Here is a 23,830-nt window from a genome sequence, read left to right on the forward strand (position 1 = left end):
TAGCGGGCTATCACAACAAGATAGCCCGCTATTTTTTTAATGCAATCTTGACATCATAATGCGCCCTGATATAAGCCTGCTGCTCTAGGGAGTCCCGCTCCAGATCATGAATCGCACGATCACGTTCTTTATCAACCTCCATCTTTACCACACAGCGATAAAATCGAAACACGTCTTTCTCATTCTCTAAAATCAACCGAGGCACCCGCGCAGGTTTACCCGTTTCATCTTTAGCGACCATGGTAAAATAAGAGGAATTGCAATGTTTTGTTTCACCCGTTTGGATGTTCATCGCCTCCACCCGAATCCCCACCTCCATAGACGAATTGCCCACGTAATTAACTGAAGCGATCAAGGTCACCAGCTCCCCCACCTCAATCGGCTTCAAAAAATCAACCTTACCAACAGAAGCCGTCACACAATAATGTGCCGAAAACTTAGAGGCCACCGCAAAGGCTATTTGATCCATCAAGGACAAAATATAGCCTCCATGGATCTTTCCGCCAAAATTGGCATTGGATGGTAACATCAACTGTGAAATTCGGATCACCGAATCACTAACGGTTTTATATATCTCTTCCATATCCCTAAATTTACCCTAGACAGATTGAAATTCAAAACAAAATCACTGTGTTTCAGCAAATCCCACTATTTCTGATCAAAAAAAGACAAATCATCCCCGATCAACCGAAATGATATCCGAAGATGAGGGTTTAACTATGCACAAAAGAAAAGAGGGCTATCTGAACAGATTCAGATAGCCCTCTTTGAAGTCATATAAAAATACCGCTATTTTACTTTTTCAGCAATATAAGGACTTTCATTGCTCAAACGGTCGATCGCTTTAACCGCAACATATTGCAATTTTTTATTATTCAATGTCGTCGGCACATCTTTCGTTGTTACGCCTGGTTCCAAGATCTCATACGTCCATTGACCACCATAGTTCAGGTATAACACCCATTTCGCCACCTGGTCAACTTGCTGGTGTTGCCATTTTAAGAAAATATTATTCCCCTGTGGCGTCAACAATAAGCTCGGTTTCAACAACGGATTCGCATTGAGCCATGGTGTTGTTGGTACCAAGGCTTTAGTTTGATAAGGCCCATCCACAAGCGCCTGCGTCATTGCCGGATTTTTTGTTAGACCAGCCAAACTCCAATGGATAACACCATCGCGATTATCTGGCAAAATATTCCGGGCCGCAGCAACCTGATTGACAATCTCCTGTACATATTCCGGACCACGTCTCCCAACGGTATTGATACCCGGCCAAAGGTGACGACCCATTGTATTTTCACTTTCCCACCATTTCAACAAAGCCGTATAACTTTGCTTTGCCGGTTGGATAGGCCAATAAAGCTGTGGTGCAAAATAATCGATCCAGCCTTTATTCAACCACAGTTTAGCATCAGCATATAACATATCGTATTGGCTTGATCCTTGTATTCCCGCAGGATAACCTGGTTTCCAGATCCCAAAAGGACTGATCCCAAATTTCACAAAGTTCTTTTCCTTTTTGATATCCTTGTAGATGCGTTCGATAAAGGTATTCACGCTGTTTCTTCTAAAATCACCACGCGACAGGGTGCCACCATTACGTTTAAACTCATTATAGCTATCTGAATCCGGAAAGTCCTGGCCACCATTGTATTCAGCATAAGGATAGAAATAATCATCAAAATGCACCCCATCAATATCATAGCGCTTAACAATATCCATGACCACACGGGCAGCATGATCCTGTGTCGACTGTTTCGATGGGTCAAACCAGTAGTACCCCTGTTTTAATTTCACAACAGATTCAGGCATCTTGCGTGCCATTGAAGCCGAAGTCACTGCACCACCGGCGGTATGGTGCGCACGATAAGGGTTTAACCAAACATGAAGTTCGATTCCCCGCTTGTGTGCCTGTTCAACCCAAAATTCAAGTGGATCATAATAAGGTGACGGCGCCTGACCTTCAGTTCCCGTCAAAAAATAAGACCACGGTTCAAGATCACTTTTATAAAAAGCATCCGCTGAAGGACGTACTTGGAAGACAACCGCATTAAAATTGTTGTTTTTTAAAAAATCTAAAATACCGATCGCTTCCTGCTGCTGCTCAGCAGTACTAAGGTAATTTTTGCTCGGCCAGTTGATATTCGCAACGGAAGCAACCCAGGCAGCACGAAACTCGCGTGGCACAGCTGGAAGTTCAACAACGATATCCTTCTTCTTTTCAACAGCAGGCTGTTCTTTAGTCTCTTTAGTTTCGATTGTATTTTTCATCCGCTCTCTTTTTGGAACCGAAGGCGGATCTTTTTTTACAATTTCAACATTGGTCTTCGTATTAACAGGTTCTTCCTTTTTATTTTTCTTGGATGAACAAGAAGACAAAAGAAAGACTGCCGTAGCTAAAAATAATAAGGAACGTTTCATTAAGCGATAAAGTATAGTGTTTTTCTTCAAAATAACCCCCAAAACTAAGCTAAATTTCAATAGAAAAGAAATTTAGCGTTCTTTCATCCTTCTTAAAAATATATTTCTATCAGATGAAAATCACATCATATAGTCAATTTCAGATTACAAGGTAATCTTCCCGAACAGGCTCATCAATAGCGCAATTCCCCTTTAAAGACAACATGCTCCAACTTGAAATCATCTGTAAACACGATGACATTGGCCATACTTCCTGCATTCAGGTTTCCGATATCGCTTCTTCCTAGTAGATTCGCTGGGTAAGTTGTCGACATCCGGATCGCTTCGTCCAACTGAATCCCTACCTGCTCTACACAGTTTCGGATTCCTTCAAATAGGGAAATTGCTGCCCCCGAAATCGTGCCATCCGGCAAGGCGTAATAACCATCATTCAACACATGCTGATAGATCCCCTTATCGCATGCTGCAACAGCGTCAGTAATCATAAATAAACGGTCGCCCATTTGCTTTTTAGCAATTTTCACCGCTTCAAAGCTGACGTGATGTCCATCGACAATAATACTCGAACAGGCTTTGTGATGGTTAAAAACAGCTCCGACCAAACCCACCTCGCGATGATGCAATGGTGACATGGCGTTAAACAGATGTGTGCTTGTCGGAATTCCCGCATCATAGCCATGAGTCCCTTCGGCAAAAGTAGCATTACTATGCCCTGCACTCAGCAACAACTGATACGTTTGCAAATACTTCAGCACCTCATCCGAAATACATTCAGGAGCAATTGTCATCATTTTGACAACCTGCGTTCCCCCGAGCAGATCTTCGATCCGTTCTTTCGTCGGTGTTATAATCAGTTCTTCAGGATGAGCACCTCGTTTTTTTGCATTCAAAAATGGACCTTCCAGATGCAGTCCCAAAAATGCGTCATGATGATAATCCTCAGCAATGCGAATAGCTTCTTTAAATACTGGAATAGTATTCGTCGCCAAAGTCATCATATAAGAAGTCGTCCCTTTATCAATCAATCCATTGGAGATCCGTTCCAATGACGCGAGGCTAAGTTCAGCAGAATAAAGATCCGAACCATCGCCATATAGCTGCAGATCAACCAATCCGGCACAGATATTAGCACCTTTGACGTCTAGCGACTGATATCCCGCTGGGATATCCTTATCATCGACCGTCCCGGCTATTACCCCACCATCCAAAAGCAATGCTTTATGTGTTATAATTTCATTCCCGGTATAGATCTTACCACCTATTAATGCTGTTTTCTTCATCAAAATATTTTTTACATTTTTCCTTTTCAACGCTTCAAATGGGATACTTTTCATGCTGAATATATTGACTTACAATCCTCCCAAAAAGCTTCCGATATGAAATTCACTGTAACAATCCGCACTGTAACATCTGTAGGCCTTTTCGGTCTTTCCTTTCCTTGTAGGCTTAACAGCAAATTTTACACAGCATGCTTCTATTACTAAAGTTAGGATTTGTCTTCACGCTATCCCAAAGTTTTTACTTTTTAATTTTAACTTTTTAATTTACTGTCGTAACTTAGTTCCATGTACTTTTTCAGAAAGCGCAACGCTGACCGACCAACCAATGGCAGTATCAAAGCCATGCATATCATTAATGCAACGGCTATTATTGTCTTTTTATTGGGGTTGATCTATAAAATATTTTTTTCATCCTAAACAAGCGACCATGTCAAAAAAAGAGATCTTAAATACAGACAAAGCTCCAGCAGCGATCGGCCCCTATAATCAAGCAATCAAAGCGGGAAATACCCTCTATGTATCCGGACAGATACCACTTGTTCCTGAAACCATGGAACTGATATCTTCAGGCGTAAAAGATGAAGCACATCAGGTTTTGAAAAATGTGGAAGCCATCTTAACAAATGCAGGATATACATTTCAGGATGTTGTCAAGGCCTCAATTTTTTTAAGTGACATGGGTAATTTTGGCCTTGTAAACGATGTTTATGCCGAATATTTCAAGGACGCACAGCCAGCACGTGAGTGTGTCGCAGTGAAGACATTACCAAAGAATGTCAATGTCGAAATTTCGGTCATTGCCTGGAAAGATTAATCCGTGGAAAATAATAACGAAACTGTAAGCCGCGGAAAATATCTTTTCGCGGCTTTTTTGGCACCCTTTATTTGGGGCTTCATGTCCATTCCTGTTCGGTGGATACGCGAATATCCTGCCGAAGACATTCTATATTTTAGGATCGTAACAGCCTTAGCGGTGCTCTGGCTCTATCTCCTATTATTTCAAAGAAAGATGCTGCGTGCAGATATTCAAAAATTCAAAGACCTCCCACGGAACCGCAAAATTCAACAGACCGGTCTCACTATTCTCGCATCGCTATTGATCTTCGGGAATTGGTTTACCTATATCTATGCCGTCAATCACATCAGCATCCAATCCGCGGCATTGGCCTATCTCACCTGCCCATTGATCACCGCGGCAGCAGCCTATTTTATCTTAAAAGAAGAACTGCGCCCCTTGCAAAAGCTAGCCTTGCTCATTGCCTTTGGCAGTGTTTGTCTACTGGCCAAGGGCTCATTGAATGATGTTTTATGGGCTGCAACCATCGCGACCTGCTACGCCTTCTACCTTATTGTACAGCGCATATCGACAGGTTTCAACAAACTCAACCAGTTGGTTCTCCAATTGAGTATATGTGCATTATTTGTTGTCCCGAAGCTGATCTATAATCACCACGACATCCCCACTGACCCTATTTTTTGGGGTACAATTTTACTGATCGCTGTTGTATTTACCATTATCCCGCTTTTCCTGAGCATGTATGCTTTGATCGGTATTTCCTCAACCACAACAGGTGTCCTATTATACATCAATCCAATCATTGCTTTCACATTGGCCGCGACGTATTTTCAGGAACCGGTTCCTTTTGTCAAGTATGTCGCTTATAGCATTATATTGATGGCAATTGTACTTTTCAATAGTAGCAATTTCCGACAGATCAGGAAACATTAGGCTAGGCTCACTAAAACTACACTTCATCTAATATCCAAAGGCTTCGACTATAAAATTTTGAGGCCTTTTGGTATTTATATACCCCAAAAAAAGATACATTTTTGGCAGAGCACAAAAAATTACAAAACAACAAATTACTAAAAATCAATTAATTAACATAAATAAGCCCAGTTTTGTATCAATTTTGTTTCTTAAAATTTTTGATTTTTAATCAACAGTAGTAAATTAGTACTAATTAAAGGAAATCACACTTTCCCTCACTCCTATCAATTGGGGTATTGAATAACATACAATAATCATTTATTTCGCTCTCCAGCTCTATTCAATATCGTTTTCCCTAACCGACATGCTAAATGGAATTAGCCCATTACCGTGGAAAATAACTTCTGTTGTGAAAATATGTATATAAAAAACTGAATATAACACATATACTACATGAATAACAAATTATACACTACACTGAAGATGTTGAGTATTGTTCCGACAATGCTTTTTTCAGCATCTTTACTACATGCGCAAAGCAGCCAAGTGAAAGGAACGGTTGTCGACGCAAAATCAAAAACTCCACTCGTGGGCGCTACCATTAAGGTATTGGGAACGTCAACAGCAAGTTCCACAGACAGTAAGGGAACATTTCAGATCAATGTAGACGATAAAAATCGTGTCCTGAATATCAGCACGATTGGCTACGAAAATAAGACGGTTACACTCGGACCTGGAGAAACAACGGTTACAATAAGCCTAGATGAGCAGACGCAACAGCTTGAAAGTGTTGTCGTGACCGCGCTGGGTATTAGCCGCGCACAGAAATCACTGACCTACTCTACCCAACAGGTTAGTGGAGATGAACTGAACAAGGTTAAAAGCACCAACTTGGCCAACAACCTGAATGGTAAAGTAGCAGGGGTTAATATCGCTTCCAGCTCCTCAGGGCCAGGCGGTTCCGCAAAAGTAGTTTTACGTGGTAACAAATCTGCCTCCGGCAATAACCAAGTCCTTTATGTTGTCGACGGTGTACCGATCAATAACCAAACTTTAGCCGGCCAACCAGATAATGTGTTCGGTGGTCAACGCGATGGTGGCGACCCAATAGCTATGATTAACCCTGAAGATGTAGAAAATATCTCCGTACTAAAGGGGGCTTCAGCAGCAGCATTATATGGTAGTCAAGCCGCCAATGGTGTCATTTTGATTACAACCAAATCTGGAAAGCAAGGCCGTACAACAATTAACTTTTCATCAAGTGCCCAAATCGAACAAGCTGTATCAACACCGAAGTTCCAGAGCCAATATGGTCAAGGTTCTAAAGGCAAAAACAGTAATACAAGTGTATTTAGTTGGGGTGATAAAACGAATGGCGCTAACTACGATAATGTAGGTGAATTCTTCCGTACGGGAAGTAATTTCACAAATTCACTAACGCTATCTGGTGGTAATGAAAAAAATCAAACCTACTTTTCTTATGCCAATACCCTTGCAAAGGGAATACTACCAGAAAATGACCTGATGCGTCACAACTTCAACCTCAAAGAGAGTGCAACATTCTTTGATGATAAATTGACGGTTGAAGCAAGTGCAAACTACATTACACAAAAATTGGATAATGCACCTACTTCGGGCTTTTACTACAGTCCTTTAGTCGGCCTTTATCTTTTACCTCGAAGTTTGAATATTGCGGATTATAAAACTTACGAAAAATTTAATCCAAGTCGTAGTCTCAATGAACAGAATTGGTTTACACTTTCGGATGATGAAACCACACAACAAAATCCCTGGTGGATTGCAAACCGGAATTCGACAAGATCGACCAGAAATCGCTTATTGTTGAACGGAAGTGCAAAATACAAAATCGCACCATGGATCAGCGTGCAGGCACGTGGTAGTGTAGACCGGACGAGTGAAGTTTGGGATAGAAAAGCATATGCCGGTACACAGAAAATTCTTGCCCGCGAAAATGGTGCATATAGCTACACAAATACCACCATTACACAGCAGTATGGTGATGTCGTTGCTAATATGAACTTTAATGTAAGCGACAAACTGCAGATCACAGGATTGGTCGGTACAAGTATCACCGATTGGAAAACAGAAGGAACAGATTTCACGACAGGAAAAGACGGCTTGAAGGTTCCAAATCAATTCTTTATCCAAAATACAACCACACCTGTCACTTCCACATTATCTGCCAACCGTAGACAATTACAATCGGTGTTTGCCTCGGCCAATTTAGCCTATGACAATTGGATCTATTTGGATCTGACAGCTCGTAATGACTGGTCAAGTACACTGGCTTTCACTGGTACAAAATCCTTCTTCTATCCTTCAGCAGGTCTAGGTATCGTACTGAATGACAAGTTGAACCTACCTGAATTTGTCAATATGGCCAAGATCCGCGGTTCTTATGCAGTCGTGGGTAACGACCTTCCGCCTTATACAAGTTTGTTAACAAATACCGTGAATCCTTATGCGGTATTAACCGTTAATGATATCGCTTTTTTGAAAACTTTAAAACCGGAAAAGACGAAGTCATTGGAAATCGGTACAGAATGGCGTATGTGGAATAATCGTTTGAATGTCGACGTGACCTACTACAAAACCAATACAACAAATCAGTTCTTTAAGGTAGCAGCAAGTCACGCTTCACTGAACAAACAATATGCGATCAATGCTGGAAATATCCAAAACCAGGGTATCGAAGCGTTGGTTTCATTGGATGCTATCAAGAATGATAATTTTACTTGGAACACAAGTGTAAACTTCACCTACAACAAAAACAAGATTATTGAACTTGCGGATGCTGTCCCTGAATTTAACCTGACCGGAGAAGGTAGAAATAACTTTGCTTCCAAATTGGAAGTTGGAGGATCTTTCGGTGATATCTACGGACAGGATTTTGTACGCGATAACCAAGGTCGCATTATTATTTCTGCGGACGGAATTCCACAAAAAAACAACGTTTATACCAAACTTGGAAATTCCAATCCAATTTGGCAAATGGGCTGGAACAACAGCTTTAACTACAAGAACTTCAATTTAAGTTTCCTCATCGATGGCAAGTTCAACTATGACGTCATGTCGGTGACACAATCTTTACTTGACGGTTATGGTGTATCGAAAGTAACTGGTGATGCACGTGCAAATGGTGGTGTGATCGTCAATGGTGTAACACCAGATGGTAAAGCAGTCACAAAAGTGGATGCAGAGCAATGGTACACCTCAACTGCCGGTATGGGGCCTGTGAGTAGCCAATATATCTATGACGGAACTGTAGTGAGATTGCGTGAGCTAACCTTTGGCTATGATTTTAACATTAAAGATAGCTTCTTCAAAAAACTTCGTGTCAATGCTGTCGGAAGAAACCTATTCTATATCTCCAAAAAGGCACCTTTCGATCCTGAAGTGACCATGTCTACTGGCAACGCGCTAAGTGGTGTTGATATCTTTATGATGCCAGCAACACGTAACTACGGTCTAACATTAAACGCAACGTTCTAACAGAAATACAATGAAATTTACAATAAAAAATATATCAAAGTTCTCTCTTGCTCTATTAATTTTAGGAGGCGCTATGACGAGCTGCACCAAAAATTTTGAAGAGTACAACAAAAACAATATTGGCGTTACAGATGAGGACTTAAAAGGAGATGGACAAGATCTTGTCATTTTCCTACGGAACGCTCAAATGTCTATTTATAATTTTTCAGGTGCTGGCGATCCAAACTCATACCAGGTACAACAGAATCTGAATGCGGATGTTTATTCAGGCTTCTTTATGTCGCCAACACCGTTCAATAGTGGACAGAACAACCTCAATTATGCTATGGTAAATGGCTGGAATGGCGAGCCTTTCCAAGTATTATACCTCAATGTCATCAAGGCGATCGATAAATTGAAAAAGAATGGTCTTGCAGAAACATATCCAGCATTATGGGGTTCGGCGCTGGTCATCAAAGTAGAAGCGGCAAGCCGGGTTACGGATATCTATGGCCCCATTCCTTACAGTCAGGTAGGTACATCCAATACAATTCCGTACGACAAACAGTCGGATGTGTACAATAGCTTCTTTAAAGAACTTGATGAAGCGGCAACAGTACTGAAGGCCTATAAAGCAGATAGTCCAATGGCGGCAAAAATCGACCAGATTGATTTGGTTTTCCCAAATACCGATAATCAGGTAAGATTTAAAAATTGGTTGAAAATTGCCAACTCCCTGCGCTTACGCCTTGCGATGCGCTTGGTTAAAGTTGACCCACAGCTAGCAAAAACACAGGCAGAAAAAGCATTGGATCCTGCAAATGGTGGTGTTTTGGAAAGCAATTCCGATAATTTCAAGGTTACCGTACCAACAGACGGAACCTATAGCAATCCACTTTGGTTTATCGCCAAAAACTGGGCCGATACGCGTATCAATGCAACCCTTTCGTCCTATATGGTCGGACTGAAAGATCCTCGGATCTCGAAATACATGTCCCCCGTTTCAAACGATCCTACACTGACAGCAGTGGCAGGCCAATACATTGGTATTCGTACGGGTGCAGAGGGTATTGAAAAAGACAAATATCAAAAACTTTCAGCACTGAATACGGAAGGTACCACACCAACCTTCACCGCAAGTACAGCACCGATTCTAATGACGGCTGCAGAAGTTTACTTCTTACGTGCCGAAGCAGCTTTAAGAGGCTGGGGAAATACAGGCGGAACAGCGCAGTCACTTTATGAGAAGGGCGTGGAGACTTCATTCGCACAATGGGGTGTCAGCTCCGGCTTGAGTGCATACTTAAATGACAATACAAGCAAAGCGGCGGCCTATAAGGACCCATTCAATGCGGAAAACGACGCCGTTTCACCTAGTGCGCTAACCATCAAGTGGAACGATGGCGCCACGAATGAGGAAAAACTGGAACGTATCATTACCCAAAAATGGTTGGCAATCTTCCCAGAAGGACAAGAAGCATGGAGTGAATTCCGTCGTACCGGATATCCACGTTTATTTCCTGTGGTTGTCAATAACAGCGGTGGACTGATCGACACCAAAATACAGATCCGTCGTTTGCCGTTCCCACAGAACGAATACAACACCAACAGAGCTGAAGTACAAAACGCAATATCACTTTTAGGTGGTCCTGACAATGGCGGTACCCGCCTTTGGTGGGATGTTGCGAAAGGAAATTTCTAAAAGAATTCCCTGCAATACCGAATCGGCTTAACCATAAGGTTAAGCCGATTTTTTTATCGTTCTGATTCTGCTTTGCGCTAAGGCTCCCCCCTCCTATGGTCAGCACAAACCACAGTCTTAAAAAATCGCAGTCATGAGAAATTTTCAATCCTCTCTGTAGCACCAGCACAAAATTCTTCGTTCAGTCAGAAAACCAAATACGCTATTATGAAAAATCTGTCCGTTCTAGGCATTACCTCCCTGCTCGCATGTACTATGCTATTTGTTGTTTGTAAATCCGAATCCCATCTTGAAAACCCCTATAAAGAAAAAACCGAAAAGGAATTGGAAACACTTTCAAATGAAAAATACAGTAAAATTATAGCGCTTGCCAGCCCAAAAGAATGTTCCCATGCCGATGACTGGAAAATCATAGATATCCAGACCGTATGTGGTACCAATCATATCGCCTACCACCACTCCGTTGATAAGACCATCTTACAGAACATGATCAATGACTATAATAAGCTCATGGAAATATACCAGCCCATGATGGCGCCAAGAATCAATTGCACGCCCTATCGAAAACCGCTAGATGTCATTTGCAAGGAAGGAAAGGCAACGATTAAATACGAATAAACCGATTCAAAATATAAACATTAAACAGATTAAAAATTTAAAAGTACCAAAAGCCCAATTTAACCAAACATGAAAAAAATAATATTTACACTCCCGATTATTGGGTTTCTACTATTTATAGCCTGCTCAAAAGACAGTTCTAAATCATATGATTATTGGTCTGAGCTAGCTAATAAAAAAGCGGAGGAGATAAGCACCCTGCTCCAATCTGTTCCCTGCACAAGTATTGAAGAGTTTGAAATTATACAACGTCCCTACTATACCTATTATCTGGTACATTCGTCACTGAAAAGCCAATTTGAAAAATTGCAGCAGGAACTGGATTATCTGCACGATGAACGGAATAAAGCGGCCGAACGCGAAGGTAAAATTTTCTATGATACACAACAATTTTCGATGCCAGTGCCCAACCCGCCCCTAGGGAAAGTCTGTGACAACGGGAAACCCAAACTCCGTTTTGCACATAACCTTTCCCTCGAAGAAGTCAACGTGGAATTACCAAAAAAATACAAAGAGCTTCAGGAATTCTATAAAGACGTTGCCTGCAGCAATCCAAACGATTGGCAAAGTCATTTTTTACGAACAGGCTGTTGTATGGAAGGAATCGCCGTACACAAAACCCTCCGATCCAATGAGATGATAGAAAAAATCCAACTATACAATCGTCTTACCGAAAGAAAACTCAGTCTGGAAAAAACAAGCTGTCAGGGGGAATGTCCAAACATGGCAAGGCCAGTTCAATGCAGGGATGGAAAGCCATTTGTAGAAGTATTTAAATCGTAAAAATTAAATTTTTCGTATTTTAGCCATTCGAGAAGAATGGCTGAATTAAGTTTAATTACCCCGATAGAATACCTCAAAGGTGTAGGTCCCCAAAAGGCAGATGTGCTCAAGAAAGAGTTACAGGTATTTACCATTGGTGACCTATTAACCCAATACCCTTTCCGTTATATCGACCGCACAGAATTCCACAAGATCCGGAAGCTGCACCCCGATATGATGGCCGCACAGGTTTTGGGACGGCTGGTTTCACTACAGCTCGTGGGAGAGAAAAGGACTAAACGGCTCGTCGGCTCATTCAAGGACGAAACCGGCTCCATGGAGCTCGTCTGGTTCCAGTCTATTCCCTGGCTCCAAAAGTCTCTGAAAGTAGGTTCAGCCTATATCATTTATGGCAAGCCCAGTGAATTTAATGGGCAGCTATCCATCACCCATCCTGAAATGGACCTGTACAATCCGCAGGTCAAACAGGCGGGCAACATGAGCTTACAGCCCGTCTATTCCTCCACGGAGAAACTCAAAAAATTCAATTTAGACACCAAAGGCATCCAACGGTTGCAGCAGACCGCATTGGAGACTGTATTTCGGAGTATCGGAGAAACGATCCCCCAGGAAATAATGGCAAAACACCAACTGGTTTCCCACCAGCAGGCTTTAGCGTCCATTCATTTCCCGAGCAACCAAAAGGAATTGAACCAGGCAATCAAAAGGATCAAATTTGAGGAACTGTTTTTCATCCAGCTCAAACTGCTCAACAACAAACAACTGAACACCCAGAAATTCAGGGGCCAGCGCTTCAATAAGGTAGGCGAAAAGTTCAACACTTTTTTCAATGAGCGACTTCCATTTCCGTTGACAGGTGCACAGAAACGTGTTGTTAAAGAAATCCGTATCGATACCAATACCGGCGCGCAGATGAACCGTCTTGTGCAGGGCGATGTAGGCTCCGGTAAAACGGTGGTTGCCCTGATGAGCATGCTGCTTGCAGTTGATAATGGCTTTCAGGCCTGTATGATGGCGCCGACGGAGATCTTGGCTACACAGCATTACCATGGACTCAAACAGCTCGTCGGTGATGATCTTGTCAGCATCAAGCTGCTCACGGGATCGACCGGCACCAAAGAACGTCGGCTGATCCATCAGGCCCTCGAAGAGGGAACACTCGACATCCTGATCGGGACCCATGCATTGATTGAAGATAAGGTGCAATTCAAGAATCTTGGCTTCGTCGTTATCGATGAACAACATCGTTTTGGTGTAGAGCAGCGCGCCAAGCTCTGGCGCAAGAATGTCATCCCACCGCATATGCTGGTCATGACAGCTACGCCCATTCCACGGACGCTAGCGATGACCATGTATGGGGATCTCGATATTTCGGTGATCGACGAACTTCCGGCAGGACGTAAACCGATTAAGACTGTACATTTCTTTGAAAGCTCCCGTCTGCGGATGTTTGGCTTTATGCGTGAAGAAATCGCCAAAGGCAGACAGGTCTATCTGGTATATCCCCTGATCAAAGAAAGTGAAAAACTGGATTTGATCTATCTAGAAGCAGGGCTGGAAAATTTGCAACGCGAATTTCCCCTCCCACAATATAAGATCAGTATTGTCCACGGCAAGATGCCCGTGAAGGATAAGGATTTTGAGATGCAACGCTTTGTGAAACACGAAACACAGATCATGGTGGCAACGACTGTGATTGAAGTTGGTGTCAATGTGCCTAATGCCTCGGTCATGGTCATTGAAAACTCCGAACGATTTGGTCTCTCCCAGCTGCATCAATTACGGGGACGTGTGGGGCGTGGAGCCGAGCAGTCCTTTTGTATCCTGATGTCCGGCAATAAGCTCAGCAAAGAAGGACGCCTCCGACTGGATACCATGGTACGCACCAATGATGGCTTTGAGATTGCCGAAGTTGACCTGGAATTACGCGGTCCCGGGGATATCTCCGGTACACAACAATCCGGTGTCCTCGACCTTAAGATGGCCAATCTGGCAACAGACCAGGCCTTATTGACCGAATGTAGAAACACTGTGATTGCCATATTCAAAGAAGACCCCACGCTTCAGAGCGAAAAAAATTATCTACTCAGAAGCTTTTTGGCCCGAAAATCAGATGGCATTGCCTGGGACAAGATATCCTGATTATCAACCAATCAGCACTGGCGCATTCAAATTCAAAACAAAAAGTGCTATATATTCGGTACAAACCAGATGATGGCACTTTCAGTGCCCACAAAAATGTTCCATAAGTTGGGCATTCAATAAACTATTGGCGCAATCCAACTCCCAATATCCTCCAGGGGAGACTATCAACAGGGTTCCGCGGAACTACAGCATATCGCATGCAAGCTTTTAAGTACTATTTCACTTCCCCTGAGACCAGATGATCAAAAATAAAGTAAACAGATCGTCATAAATAACTTATGGGTGAACAGCGCTCAATTCATTTGTATATAAAATCAAAATTATTTATTTTTGCATCATTATGAACATGATATAGAAAATATCCCCTTCTTTTACTAGGCAAAAGATGGCGACTGACCGCTTACTTATTTTGAGTTGCCCTGGTAAGCAAATCACAAAAAACTTATTGGTTTTTCTTAAATTCACCTTTTTCAAAACAAAAATTAAAAGTGGAAGTATGATAAGAGGCAGACGATCGCTATGAACATAGCTGAACGCGCTCCATACGCTACAATATACTTAATAGTACAAAATGGCCAGAATTAAAATACACGATACAGCAATAAAACCCGAAACAGCCGTCTTGGTCAGTGTGATCACCCAAGGCGTGACTGAGGCAAAAGCAAGGGAATATCTGGAAGAACTTGAATTTCTCGTACAGACAGCCGGTGGAGAGACCAAAGGCATGTTTACACAGAAATTAGCTTTTCCGGATAGAGCGACATTTGTCGGTAGCGGAAAACTTGAAGAGATCAAAGCCTATGTCGAAGCCGAAGAGATCGACATCGTTGTCTTTGACGATGAGTTATCCCCATCCCAATTACGTAACATCGAGAAAGAACTCCAACGCAAAGTCTTAGACCGTTCCAATCTGATCCTGGATATCTTTGCCCGACATGCGAAAACTGCACAGGCAAAAACCCAGGTGGAACTGGCGCAATTGCAATACCTCTTACCACGATTGACCCGCTTGTGGACTCACTTGGAGCGTCAACGCGGGGGTATCGGTATGCGTGGTCCCGGTGAATCGCAGATCGAAACCGATAGACGGATTATCTTGGACAAAATTTCGCTGTTCAAGGAAAGACTGAGAACGATTGACAAGCAGAATGAAACCCAGCGCAAAAACCGTGGCGAGATGATCCGCGTAGCTCTGGTAGGTTATACGAACGTTGGTAAATCAACGATCATGAATATGATCTCCAAATCTGACGTATTGATCGAGAACAAACTTTTTGCAACGCTGGACACTACGGTACGTAAGGTCGTTATCGACAATCTTCCGTTCCTGTTGTCCGATACGGTAGGTTTTATCCGCAAATTACCGCATCACCTGGTGGAATGTTTCAAATCTACATTGGATGAAGTCAGAGAAGCAGATGTGCTGATCCACGTGGTGGATATCTCACACCCTAACTTTGAAGACCATATTCAGGCGGTGAATGAGACATTGAAAGATCTGAAAGCTTTAGATAAGCCCGTTATTACAGTGTTCAACAAAATTGACTTGTACAAACCGGCTGTTGAAGAGGGACACGATGGTGAAGAGGTAGAGATTACATTGGATGATTTCCGCAATTCATGGATGGCGAAAAATTCCGATCCGGCGATCTTCCTATCTGCAACAAACAAGACAAATATCGAAGAGTTCAAACAGAAACTTTACGATATCATCGTGAAGATGCACAATGAACGTTATCCATACAACAACCTGTTGTATTAATTTGACAAACATGAGGGCGGATCGTTACTGACGATCCGTCTTCTTAAAAAAATAAGCAATGAATAAAGTGGTGCAGTTCCAAGATTGGGGACTTGTAGACTATCAGGAAGCCTGGGACAGACAAGAGTCCATCTTCAAGGGTGTATTAGACGTCAAACACGACAATCGGGTCAATGCGACAACGACAGACACGCCAAACTACCTGATTTTCACAGCCCACCCCCATGTCTATACCTTAGGAAAAAGCGGACACGAAGAATACCTGCTCCTGGATGAGAAAGGCCTGGAAGAAAAAGAAGCGAAGTTCTATAAGATCAACCGTGGCGGTGATATCACCTACCATGGACCGGGTCAGATTGTGGGATATCCGATTCTGGATCTCGACAACTTTTTTACCGATATCCACCTTTATTTAAGGACATTGGAAGAAGCGATCATCCTGACCTGCGCCGATTATGGTGTTCCGGCGGGGAGATACCCCGGATTTACGGGGGTCTGGATCGAGCCAGACAAGCCCACGGCCCGCAAGATCTGCGCGATGGGCGTGCGCGCCTCACGCTGGGTCACCATGCATGGCTTCGCCTTTAACGTCAATACAGACCTGGATTATTTCAGCAATATCATCCCCTGTGGTATCGACGACAAAGACGTGACCTCATTGAAGCGAGAACTTGGTCAAGAAGTCGATATGGATGAAGTGAAGGAAAAACTTCGCGGACACATTGCCAGACTTTTTGAAATGGAAGTAATCTAGCATTAGAAATCATAGAAACGAACAAGGACCTGTTTTGAGCAGGTCCTTGTTCGTTTATGCTATCCTTAAATACAGAGAACCTCTGTAGAATACGTTTCTTTATTTAGCGTCTTACTGTGGTCGACTAACAATAGTACATACAGTCGTAGCTATACAATTTACCATCTTTAAAGGTAATGATCAGTTGACCTGCATCGCCATTTTGAAGACGGTATACATGCGGCTCCTCGATCATATTTGCAGAGACCATATCGCCAAAATGATTGATAAAATCCCTTTCCGTGTAATTGGCGTCCATACGCTCATTGCCTATCACCAAAATCTCACCATCCGTAAAGTATAGCTTATAGACCGTTCCGACGATCTTCTTTTTGTAATTTTCTTCGAATGCCACGATCATATTCGGGGTTTTATAAAAATAACGCGGTTCCCAGCCACATTCGGGCATATCCGGTATCTCAGCCACACGCTGCATCTTCAATTGGTTCATTTGCGCATCCTTGATCTCTCCGTCCACGAGCGACACCCCTTTCCAGATAAAATGCAAATTCAGCGCCTTCATTTTCTTTTCATAGGCTTCAAAATCAGGCTTTTTATCCAGTTTACTGGCCAACAGCAATTCAAAATCAATATCGACTTTCGGATTTTCCACCCCATAGGCGGCATAAGATTCCTTCCAATAGGAAAAGGCCTGTTTTAAGTTTTTCTCCTCCCGCCAGGCCAGCTCCCGCAATCTTCCAACCTGAACCAGTTCTTTTTCTTGATCCTTACCTTTTACCGCCAAATAATCTTTCAGTACTTTATCGTAGGTCAGGACGGAACCCAAAAATTTCAATTGAACATATTCAGGGTTCTCATGAAAATGATCACCGATATACACCCAGCCATCAGGATATAAAGGAACATAATCAATGCACAGTAACTCATTGAGCGGTGCGCGGCGCACAGCGGTACTTGTCGTTGACGGCGCTTTACGGACACGTAATTCGGACACCTGCACATAATAGTGCGGGCACTGGTACCCTTCGACTCCCCGATAGAAATACTTAGCGGGCTCACCAGCAGATTTTTTTCCGTCCATGAATTTCTTCAGCGGTTGTCGGTCGATAAATCCGATATCGCCGTTGCTGACCTGCACCTTATACTGCATGTTTGTCGAGTCGAGCAGATAAATCGGCGCTTCGGTAATAAATACCCCCAAAGGATCATTGTTATTTCCAGCCTCCCGATAGAGATAGCCCCACTTGGATGTATACACAGGCCGTTCACCCGCTGGCTGCGCCATGCTTCGGTTCACAAAACAACTGTATAGGATACAGCACAGGAGTAATACTTTTCTAAACATATAGCTTTATTTCTTTAAATAGCGATGCAGATATTCATCAAAGTCGGCTAAATCCCTTGAACCCCATCCCTAAGGGCAGCTCAGCATTTTTAACATAACAACAGCACCTCTGATACCTAACAAAAATAGGCAAAAAGAAGGCCAAGGAAATCGCTATAATCAGCTATTTAGCGAACGAAGGGTTGATCTTATTTTGGATTTTATTTACGATTCAGCAGTACCACCTGTCCCTCCAAAGCGGAAATTGTTTTTTCCTGCGCTTTGATCGTCTGTTCTAGCGCAGCGACCAATTGTTTGGAAACGGACGAACCTTCGGAACTGCTCGCGGCCATCTGTGGTTCAGGGCTAACGGTTTCCGCAGCGCGCATCATTTTGCCTTCGCCCATCAATAACCAAGCAGGGCTAATATCCGGATGGCGAGTCAATATCGCAATCATTGCATCCGAACTCAGCGCTGTATTTTTCTGACCGCCCTTAAAATTGGCATAGGAGAGCCCCACATCTTTAAAAAATTCAGTTTTACTGATGCCCTTTTTTTCAGCGATCAGCAATACGCGTTCTTTTACGTTCACAATTATTCTACTTTTAAGACGCTATTATTTTAAACCAAACAACAAACCAAATCTCCCGTTTGCGCAGGAGCTTATCTCTGCAAAAAAGCGAGACCCGCTAATTCCTATTGATCTCACAGCGATTGAACAACTTATTCCCATGCAAACAATAACCAAGTAGCTTCCCGTCTCGGATAAGAAAACAAAAATTTATGGTTAGAATCTATTTGTTCCGTAGCGATTCAATCTCACGCTCCAACGACAATAATAATCGCTCCAATGATATAATTGTCTTTTCTTGAGATTTAATAGTGATATTTTGTGACGAAATCAATTGCTTTAACGTATTAATCTCCCCGTTTGTGATTCTTTCCAATTCAGGAGTTAGATACGTTTCTTCATCTTCCTTAGCTAAAACAGGCTTAAGCATTTCTCCTTCTCCTTTCAATAACCACTCGGAGGAATATTCCGGATATTTTTCGACAACACTAATCAGCCATTTAGCCTGAACATCAGTATTATTGCTAAGTGCACGTGTAAATACGCCTCTACTGGCTCCAATAGCCGATTCAAATGCTGTTACACTTAACCCCTCCCTATCAGCAATAACCTTAATTCTCGTTAAAAAAGAACTCATAATCAATAATTATCAATACAAAATTTGTTTTATCGAAAATTAGTGCTTAAATTAGCTTTACCATTGATAATTATAAACACATTATTTAACCAAAAAACATTCCTAGCATGAAAAATACGCAAAAGAAACTAAAAGCGAAACATTTTCGCTATTTAAGCAAGAAGTATATTGAAGATCCGCTGAAATATCTTATTGAATTTTTTGAAAACGAAACGGATATAAGTAGTTGGTTAGCCGACCTAAATATGTTAATTAACGCGGCTTCAAATTCAAAAATGAACCCTCCAAATTCCTCTTTCGGATATCTTACCAAAAAGTTAATTGAACAGGTAGAACTTGCGTATGTCATTTTTAGGAAATGCAAACTAAAAAAAATAAAACAACCTTTGAAATTCAACAAATGCGATTCAGACTACTGGAATTACAAATTAGCAGCAGACTCATCGGTAAGCAATATTGAATCACCGACAGGCGGTATTCGTCGATTTTTTTCTTATCAATCTCTACAAAAATGGTACAAAATTCTAGATGATTTATGGATAAGTTTAGGAGACAGAGATAACGGATTTCTAGGCAATAACGGCAATGAAATCTTAGCTATAAAAGAATTTATTATGCTTTTGGCGATTTCTCTCGAAAAGATCTACGAAGATGGAACTCTTCTAAGTACCCCAGAAACTCACGAAGAAGAAAATGTAAATAACGAAATTCCCGAAAATTTGACGGCAGAGGCCTCAACCTCAAAAAAGATCAACATACTTCCCACTGAAATTGAGAAAAGTCCACATCAGATGAAAACCATCCAAAAAATCAAAAACATTCTGGGTGGGGAAGATTTGCATGACTGGCAGGCCTTCATTAACGGTTTATATGTTTCAGCAGAAAAAAACTTTAAAAACTGGGATAAGGCATTCGAAGTATATATTCCAGAAAGTAGGTTTTGGCTATTCACGCAATCGATAACACTCCTAGATATTTTATATGAGGAAATTTTTGGGTTTGTTGATAGAGATGCCGAAATGACATTAACTCCACATCAAGAGGTTTCCTCATATTATTTGTTCCGGGATAAAAATAGAACTGGAAATTTCACTGCTCTATCACTGCTCGAAACGAGTTATCCAGAGTATCATCTCATTAAAATGCTATTTACCTATCCAATTGTTGATTGGCGCGACAACATTACAGATCTTATTCAAAGAGGATTTATATTGGATAAAGGCAATTTATACTATGGGGAGTTGGATATCCGTGAATTCCTCTTCAACTTTCAAAAACTGATTGAACTTTGCTATCTCCTCGCCAATAAAGATGAGATAATATTCACCAAGTCGATTGCTTAGGAAATTCGTAAGAATAAATACAACTATTAATTAACACCTAGTTATGATTACTACACTCACACCTATTATCGAGGCAATACTTTGTATCGTCCCCGTTGATGAAATCTATCAATGGACCTATGCCCACGATGGCAAAAAATATCAGATGCTACAGATCAATCTTTCATCAGATTCAGGTATCCATTTTGACAAAGCACGTAATCTAATTAAAAAGGCAATTGGCTGCTACCCCAATCTTTATTTCAATTTACACTTCCCTCGTGAGATACAAAAGAAAATCACCCAAGGACTGGGGCGAACCTACCTCATCTGTCAACCCCGGAACCGCATTTATCAAAATCCAGCACAGGAAACAAAACTTGTAGTACCCAATGATTCTGCCGAGCAAATCATTGAGAAGACTAAAGTGTATATCACGAAAGAGAAAACCAAGATCCAGTCTTTTATTGATGGCTATAACTTTTATCTGGAGCAAAAAGACCATCCACATGCAGCATTTATGCTCCATCAAGCTATTGAACTTTCACTCCGAGCAGCAGAAAACATGTTGATAAGTGATGAAAAAAAATCACATTCGCTTAAAGTAAATATCAATTATCTCAAAACGTTTGATTCCAAATTAGCCAACTTAGTGGATACGGACGAAAAAAAACGAGCGCTTAATAAGATTGAGAAAGTCTATATTCAATACCGCTATAATCAGAACTATACCATCAACAAAGACGTACTAGAAACAGCTTATCAAATTGCTATAAATGCATTAAACTGGATCTACGATTATTCCAATCTTTTATTCGAAGAAATTAGAGAACAACTTAGCCCAAAACAAATCCAGCACAGGAAGATTGAAAAATCCAAAAATAACACTGTTATTTACAACACAAATCAATGTAACAGCAACTACCGCGATCTAATCTTAAATACGCTGGAGTTACACTGCACCCCTTCGTTGGTTGCCTGCTTCGGTTATCATTCCGATCAACATAAGTACAATAGTCTGCTCCAAAACAATAAAAAAGATCAGATAACGCATGCTTATTACCTCTTTATTGCATATGATAGCCTAAATACAGACCTCGCCAACCTACAACAGAAGACAATGGATCTCCTGCCGAAAAATGTGTCACTGACCTTGGTCACTGAAGAAACAACACATTTTATCAAAAAACTTTCCAAAGGCAATCCTTTCTTTCTATCGCTAATAAAAGTCGGTGATATCTGGTTTCAAAATGCGATAATTGAAAATATCAAACCTGACAGCATCACTGCTCCTCAACTCGACCTGGATTATGCTCGTCAACAATGGCGAAACCGCTACAATAACGCCCGCTGCATCTACAATGCTTTTGAAGACAATTGGCTTTTTTGCATCGAAGGTGGATATCATTCGTTATCACAAGTTTTAGAACAAACCTGTCTCGGTGTTATCAGTACTGTTCTACAATACAAACCTCAAACTGTTGGGCTCCACTTTTTAATGAACCTATGCCGATTAATTGTTCCCGAAGCGCACGCGACCTTTTGTCTCAACAACAGCGACCATGTCAAACTGTTTAAAGAAATTATCAAAGCCCAGCAGGAATTTAGGTATAACGCCAACTATAAGGGAGATCCATTCGCCATTATAAGATTACAGGAACTTACAAAGTTATTTATCGAAAGATGTAACCAAGAGATGGAAGATTACTTTGGGAAAATAGCAAGTGCTATTCAGGTCGAGAAAATAGAGTAAATATCTGTATACATCAGGCTACATTTAATCAATCTCGGAATCCAAATCCTACCACCCCGTTCACTGAAAGTAATGCTTTTTAGTGAATGAACTCACCAAAAAGCATTACTTTTGGTGAATAGCATGATTCTTACTGAGTTTCGTCAAGCACTGGAAGCTCGCTCGCGACCAATCCCAACCTTATATTATCGGCTCTCTACTGGTATGAAATATAGAAACAACATAAATTATTTTCATACCTTCATCAAACCAATATATAACCACAAAAGGAAACTTCTTCAAAGGTGAGAACCTCAAATTTCCTTGGCCTTGAATTTGATATAGTTCAGGATTTTTTACGATAAATTTGAACTGCAAATCTAGTTCTTTGAGAAACTGTCTTGCCAATCCTCGTTTTTGAGAATCATACCACTCACATGAATGATGTAGTTCATCTTCAGCCCGCTTTAAAAGTTTAAGCGTATAGGCCATCTAGATTTTTTTTGATGTCTTTCCAATCTCTCGCAGAAGATTTTCCATCTAAAAATTCCTTTTGAGATTTTTCAAAAGATGCTATTTGTTCAGCAGAAAAAGTATTTGTCCCAGACTCCTCATTAATTTGATATTTAATACCAAAACGATCAAGAATCTCCCTTAGCACCTTGACATCCTTCTTATTCGATATTTCAGCAGTAATAGTCGTCATTCGTATAAAAATTAAACACTTAACTCAAATATACGACTAAATTTCCAAAATCTATTTGCGATCATAATACGACTTTTATATATACAAACCTCAACCTATAGGGATCCCCTTTTTAATGAATCTCTGCCGATTATAAAGGAGGTCGATCCGCTATTATAAGATTACGGAACTTACAAAGCTATTTATCGAAAAATACAACGAAGAGATTGAAAATTACTTTGGAAAAATAGTAAGCTGTTAAAAAGACATGTCAAATTATTTGCAGATAATCGGAAATATTCCGATTATCTCATCAATTTAATACATTTACGTCATGAAAGAACTTCAACTAACCCTTTCCGAGCAAGATCAACTGGATGCATTGCTGTTCAGCATGTCCAAATCACCCCAAATAATTAAAGCACGCAAAAAATCACGTTTCATGTTTATGCTGCTTATGCTGATACTTGCCGTCCCGTTTTTCTATTATGAACGTCAACTGGCCATTCTGATTATCGTAGTCAGCATAATCGCATTTCTGTTTTTCCCAAAATATCTTGGGATATACTACAAGCGCTATTTCACCAAATATGTCAAAAGTCCCGAATTTCAAAATCGGATCGGCATTTTACACACAATCAGCTTTGAAGATAATTATCTCCAGATCAAAAGTACACAAATGGAGTCCAAATATCAATACGATCAGTTTGAATATATCACTGAAACGACCTTCGCATTTTTTATCAAACTAAAAATGGCCGATCAACTGTTTTTTCCAAAACAGCAGATCGAAGATACAGCCAAATTTAAAGCTTTCCTGGTAGAGCTTAGCCAACGCCTTCATATCGCCTATCAGGAAGAACTAGACTGGAAATGGAAATAACGATCGA

The 23,830-nt window shown here is 41.2% G+C and carries 21 protein-coding genes; 13 read left to right on the plus strand and 8 right to left on the minus strand.

Annotation, left to right across the window (positions count from 1 at the left end; translation table 11 throughout):
• Positions 1–28: 28 nt before the first annotated feature.
• The 3 genes from DFQ12_RS17550 to nagA form a co-directional block, all read right to left on the minus strand.
• Complete coding sequence (locus DFQ12_RS17550; protein ID WP_120260343.1) at positions 29–583, minus strand: acyl-CoA thioesterase; 555 nt, start codon at positions 581–583, stop codon at positions 29–31.
• Positions 584–789: 206 nt separating this feature from the next.
• Positions 790–2,421: a glycoside hydrolase family 10-like protein gene (locus tag DFQ12_RS17555; RefSeq protein WP_120260344.1), complete on the minus strand. Its 1,632-nt coding sequence runs from the start codon at positions 2,419–2,421 to the stop codon at positions 790–792.
• Positions 2,422–2,594: 173 nt separating this feature from the next.
• Entirely contained in the window at positions 2,595–3,755 is a 1,161-nt protein-coding gene (gene nagA / locus DFQ12_RS17560; RefSeq protein WP_244211779.1) for an N-acetylglucosamine-6-phosphate deacetylase, read from the minus strand.
• A 231-nt stretch (positions 3,756–3,986) separates the two neighbouring features.
• Between nagA and DFQ12_RS28580 the strand changes: the two genes are divergently transcribed.
• The 10 genes from DFQ12_RS28580 (at position 3,987) to lipB (ending at position 16,668) form a co-directional block, all read left to right on the plus strand.
• A complete protein-coding gene (locus tag DFQ12_RS28580; protein WP_310446321.1) occupies positions 3,987–4,118 on the plus strand; it encodes a DUF6728 family protein in 132 nt (43 codons plus the stop codon).
• 10 nt (positions 4,119–4,128) lie between these two features.
• On the plus strand, positions 4,129–4,515 hold the full coding sequence (locus DFQ12_RS17565; RefSeq protein ID WP_120260345.1) for a RidA family protein: 387 nt from the start codon (positions 4,129–4,131) through the stop codon (positions 4,513–4,515).
• A 3-nt stretch (positions 4,516–4,518) separates the two neighbouring features.
• Positions 4,519–5,430 carry an EamA family transporter gene (locus DFQ12_RS17570; RefSeq protein WP_244211780.1) on the plus strand — a complete coding sequence of 304 codons (912 nt, stop codon included), beginning with the start codon at positions 4,519–4,521 and terminating at the stop codon, positions 5,428–5,430.
• 435 nt (positions 5,431–5,865) lie between these two features.
• Positions 5,866–8,925, plus strand: a complete 3,060-nt coding sequence (locus DFQ12_RS17575) for a SusC/RagA family TonB-linked outer membrane protein (RefSeq protein WP_120260346.1) — start codon at positions 5,866–5,868, stop codon at positions 8,923–8,925.
• A gap of 10 nt (positions 8,926–8,935) precedes the next feature.
• On the plus strand, positions 8,936–10,606 hold the full coding sequence (locus tag DFQ12_RS17580) for a RagB/SusD family nutrient uptake outer membrane protein (RefSeq protein WP_120260347.1): 1,671 nt from the start codon (positions 8,936–8,938) through the stop codon (positions 10,604–10,606).
• Between the two features lie 207 nt (positions 10,607–10,813).
• Entirely contained in the window at positions 10,814–11,224 is a 411-nt protein-coding gene (locus DFQ12_RS17585) for a hypothetical protein (protein WP_147420439.1), read from the plus strand.
• A gap of 69 nt (positions 11,225–11,293) precedes the next feature.
• Entirely contained in the window at positions 11,294–12,007 is a 714-nt protein-coding gene (locus DFQ12_RS17590; protein ID WP_120260349.1) for a hypothetical protein, read from the plus strand.
• Between the two features lie 36 nt (positions 12,008–12,043).
• Complete coding sequence (recG, locus tag DFQ12_RS17595; RefSeq protein WP_120260350.1) at positions 12,044–14,149, plus strand: ATP-dependent DNA helicase RecG; 2,106 nt, start codon at positions 12,044–12,046, stop codon at positions 14,147–14,149.
• Between the two features lie 574 nt (positions 14,150–14,723).
• Positions 14,724–15,914, plus strand: coding sequence for a GTPase HflX (gene hflX / locus DFQ12_RS17600; RefSeq protein ID WP_120260351.1), 1,191 nt, complete (start codon positions 14,724–14,726; stop codon positions 15,912–15,914).
• Positions 15,915–15,972: 58 nt separating this feature from the next.
• On the plus strand, positions 15,973–16,668 hold the full coding sequence (lipB, locus tag DFQ12_RS17605) for a lipoyl(octanoyl) transferase LipB (protein ID WP_120260352.1): 696 nt from the start codon (positions 15,973–15,975) through the stop codon (positions 16,666–16,668).
• 124 nt (positions 16,669–16,792) lie between these two features.
• On the opposite strand, the gene DFQ12_RS17610 is transcribed toward lipB, so the two are convergent.
• From DFQ12_RS17610 to DFQ12_RS17620, 3 genes are all read right to left on the minus strand, one after another.
• Complete coding sequence (locus DFQ12_RS17610; protein ID WP_147420440.1) at positions 16,793–18,013, minus strand: SH3 domain-containing protein; 1,221 nt, start codon at positions 18,011–18,013, stop codon at positions 16,793–16,795.
• A 200-nt stretch (positions 18,014–18,213) separates the two neighbouring features.
• Positions 18,214–18,585: a hypothetical protein gene (locus tag DFQ12_RS17615; protein WP_120260354.1), complete on the minus strand. Its 372-nt coding sequence runs from the start codon at positions 18,583–18,585 to the stop codon at positions 18,214–18,216.
• Between the two features lie 202 nt (positions 18,586–18,787).
• Complete coding sequence (locus DFQ12_RS17620; RefSeq protein WP_120260355.1) at positions 18,788–19,201, minus strand: hypothetical protein; 414 nt, start codon at positions 19,199–19,201, stop codon at positions 18,788–18,790.
• Positions 19,202–19,308: 107 nt separating this feature from the next.
• Between DFQ12_RS17620 and DFQ12_RS17625 the strand changes: the two genes are divergently transcribed.
• Both DFQ12_RS17625 and DFQ12_RS17630 read left to right on the plus strand, forming a co-directional pair.
• Positions 19,309–20,544 (plus strand): hypothetical protein, encoded by a 1,236-nt coding sequence (locus tag DFQ12_RS17625; RefSeq protein ID WP_120260356.1) that lies wholly within the window; start codon positions 19,309–19,311, stop codon positions 20,542–20,544.
• A 43-nt stretch (positions 20,545–20,587) separates the two neighbouring features.
• A complete protein-coding gene (locus tag DFQ12_RS17630; RefSeq protein WP_120260357.1) occupies positions 20,588–22,276 on the plus strand; it encodes a HEPN domain-containing protein in 1,689 nt (562 codons plus the stop codon).
• A 180-nt stretch (positions 22,277–22,456) separates the two neighbouring features.
• On the opposite strand, the gene DFQ12_RS17635 is transcribed toward DFQ12_RS17630, so the two are convergent.
• Positions 22,457–22,747 (minus strand): type II toxin-antitoxin system RelE/ParE family toxin, encoded by a 291-nt coding sequence (locus DFQ12_RS17635; protein WP_120260358.1) that lies wholly within the window; start codon positions 22,745–22,747, stop codon positions 22,457–22,459.
• Positions 22,731–22,961, minus strand: coding sequence for a hypothetical protein (locus DFQ12_RS17640; protein WP_120260359.1), 231 nt, complete (start codon positions 22,959–22,961; stop codon positions 22,731–22,733). Before DFQ12_RS17640 ends, DFQ12_RS17635 begins: the two co-directional genes overlap by 17 nt.
• Positions 22,962–23,274: 313 nt before the next feature.
• Here DFQ12_RS17640 and DFQ12_RS17645 point away from each other — a divergent pair, with 313 nt between their 5' ends.
• On the plus strand, positions 23,275–23,823 hold the full coding sequence (locus DFQ12_RS17645) for a YcxB family protein (RefSeq protein ID WP_120260360.1): 549 nt from the start codon (positions 23,275–23,277) through the stop codon (positions 23,821–23,823).
• Positions 23,824–23,830 lie beyond the last annotated feature (7 nt).

Origin of the sequence: Sphingobacterium detergens (genome assembly GCF_003610355.1) — a bacterium.
In the GTDB taxonomy this organism is placed as follows: domain Bacteria; phylum Bacteroidota; class Bacteroidia; order Sphingobacteriales; family Sphingobacteriaceae; genus Sphingobacterium; species Sphingobacterium detergens.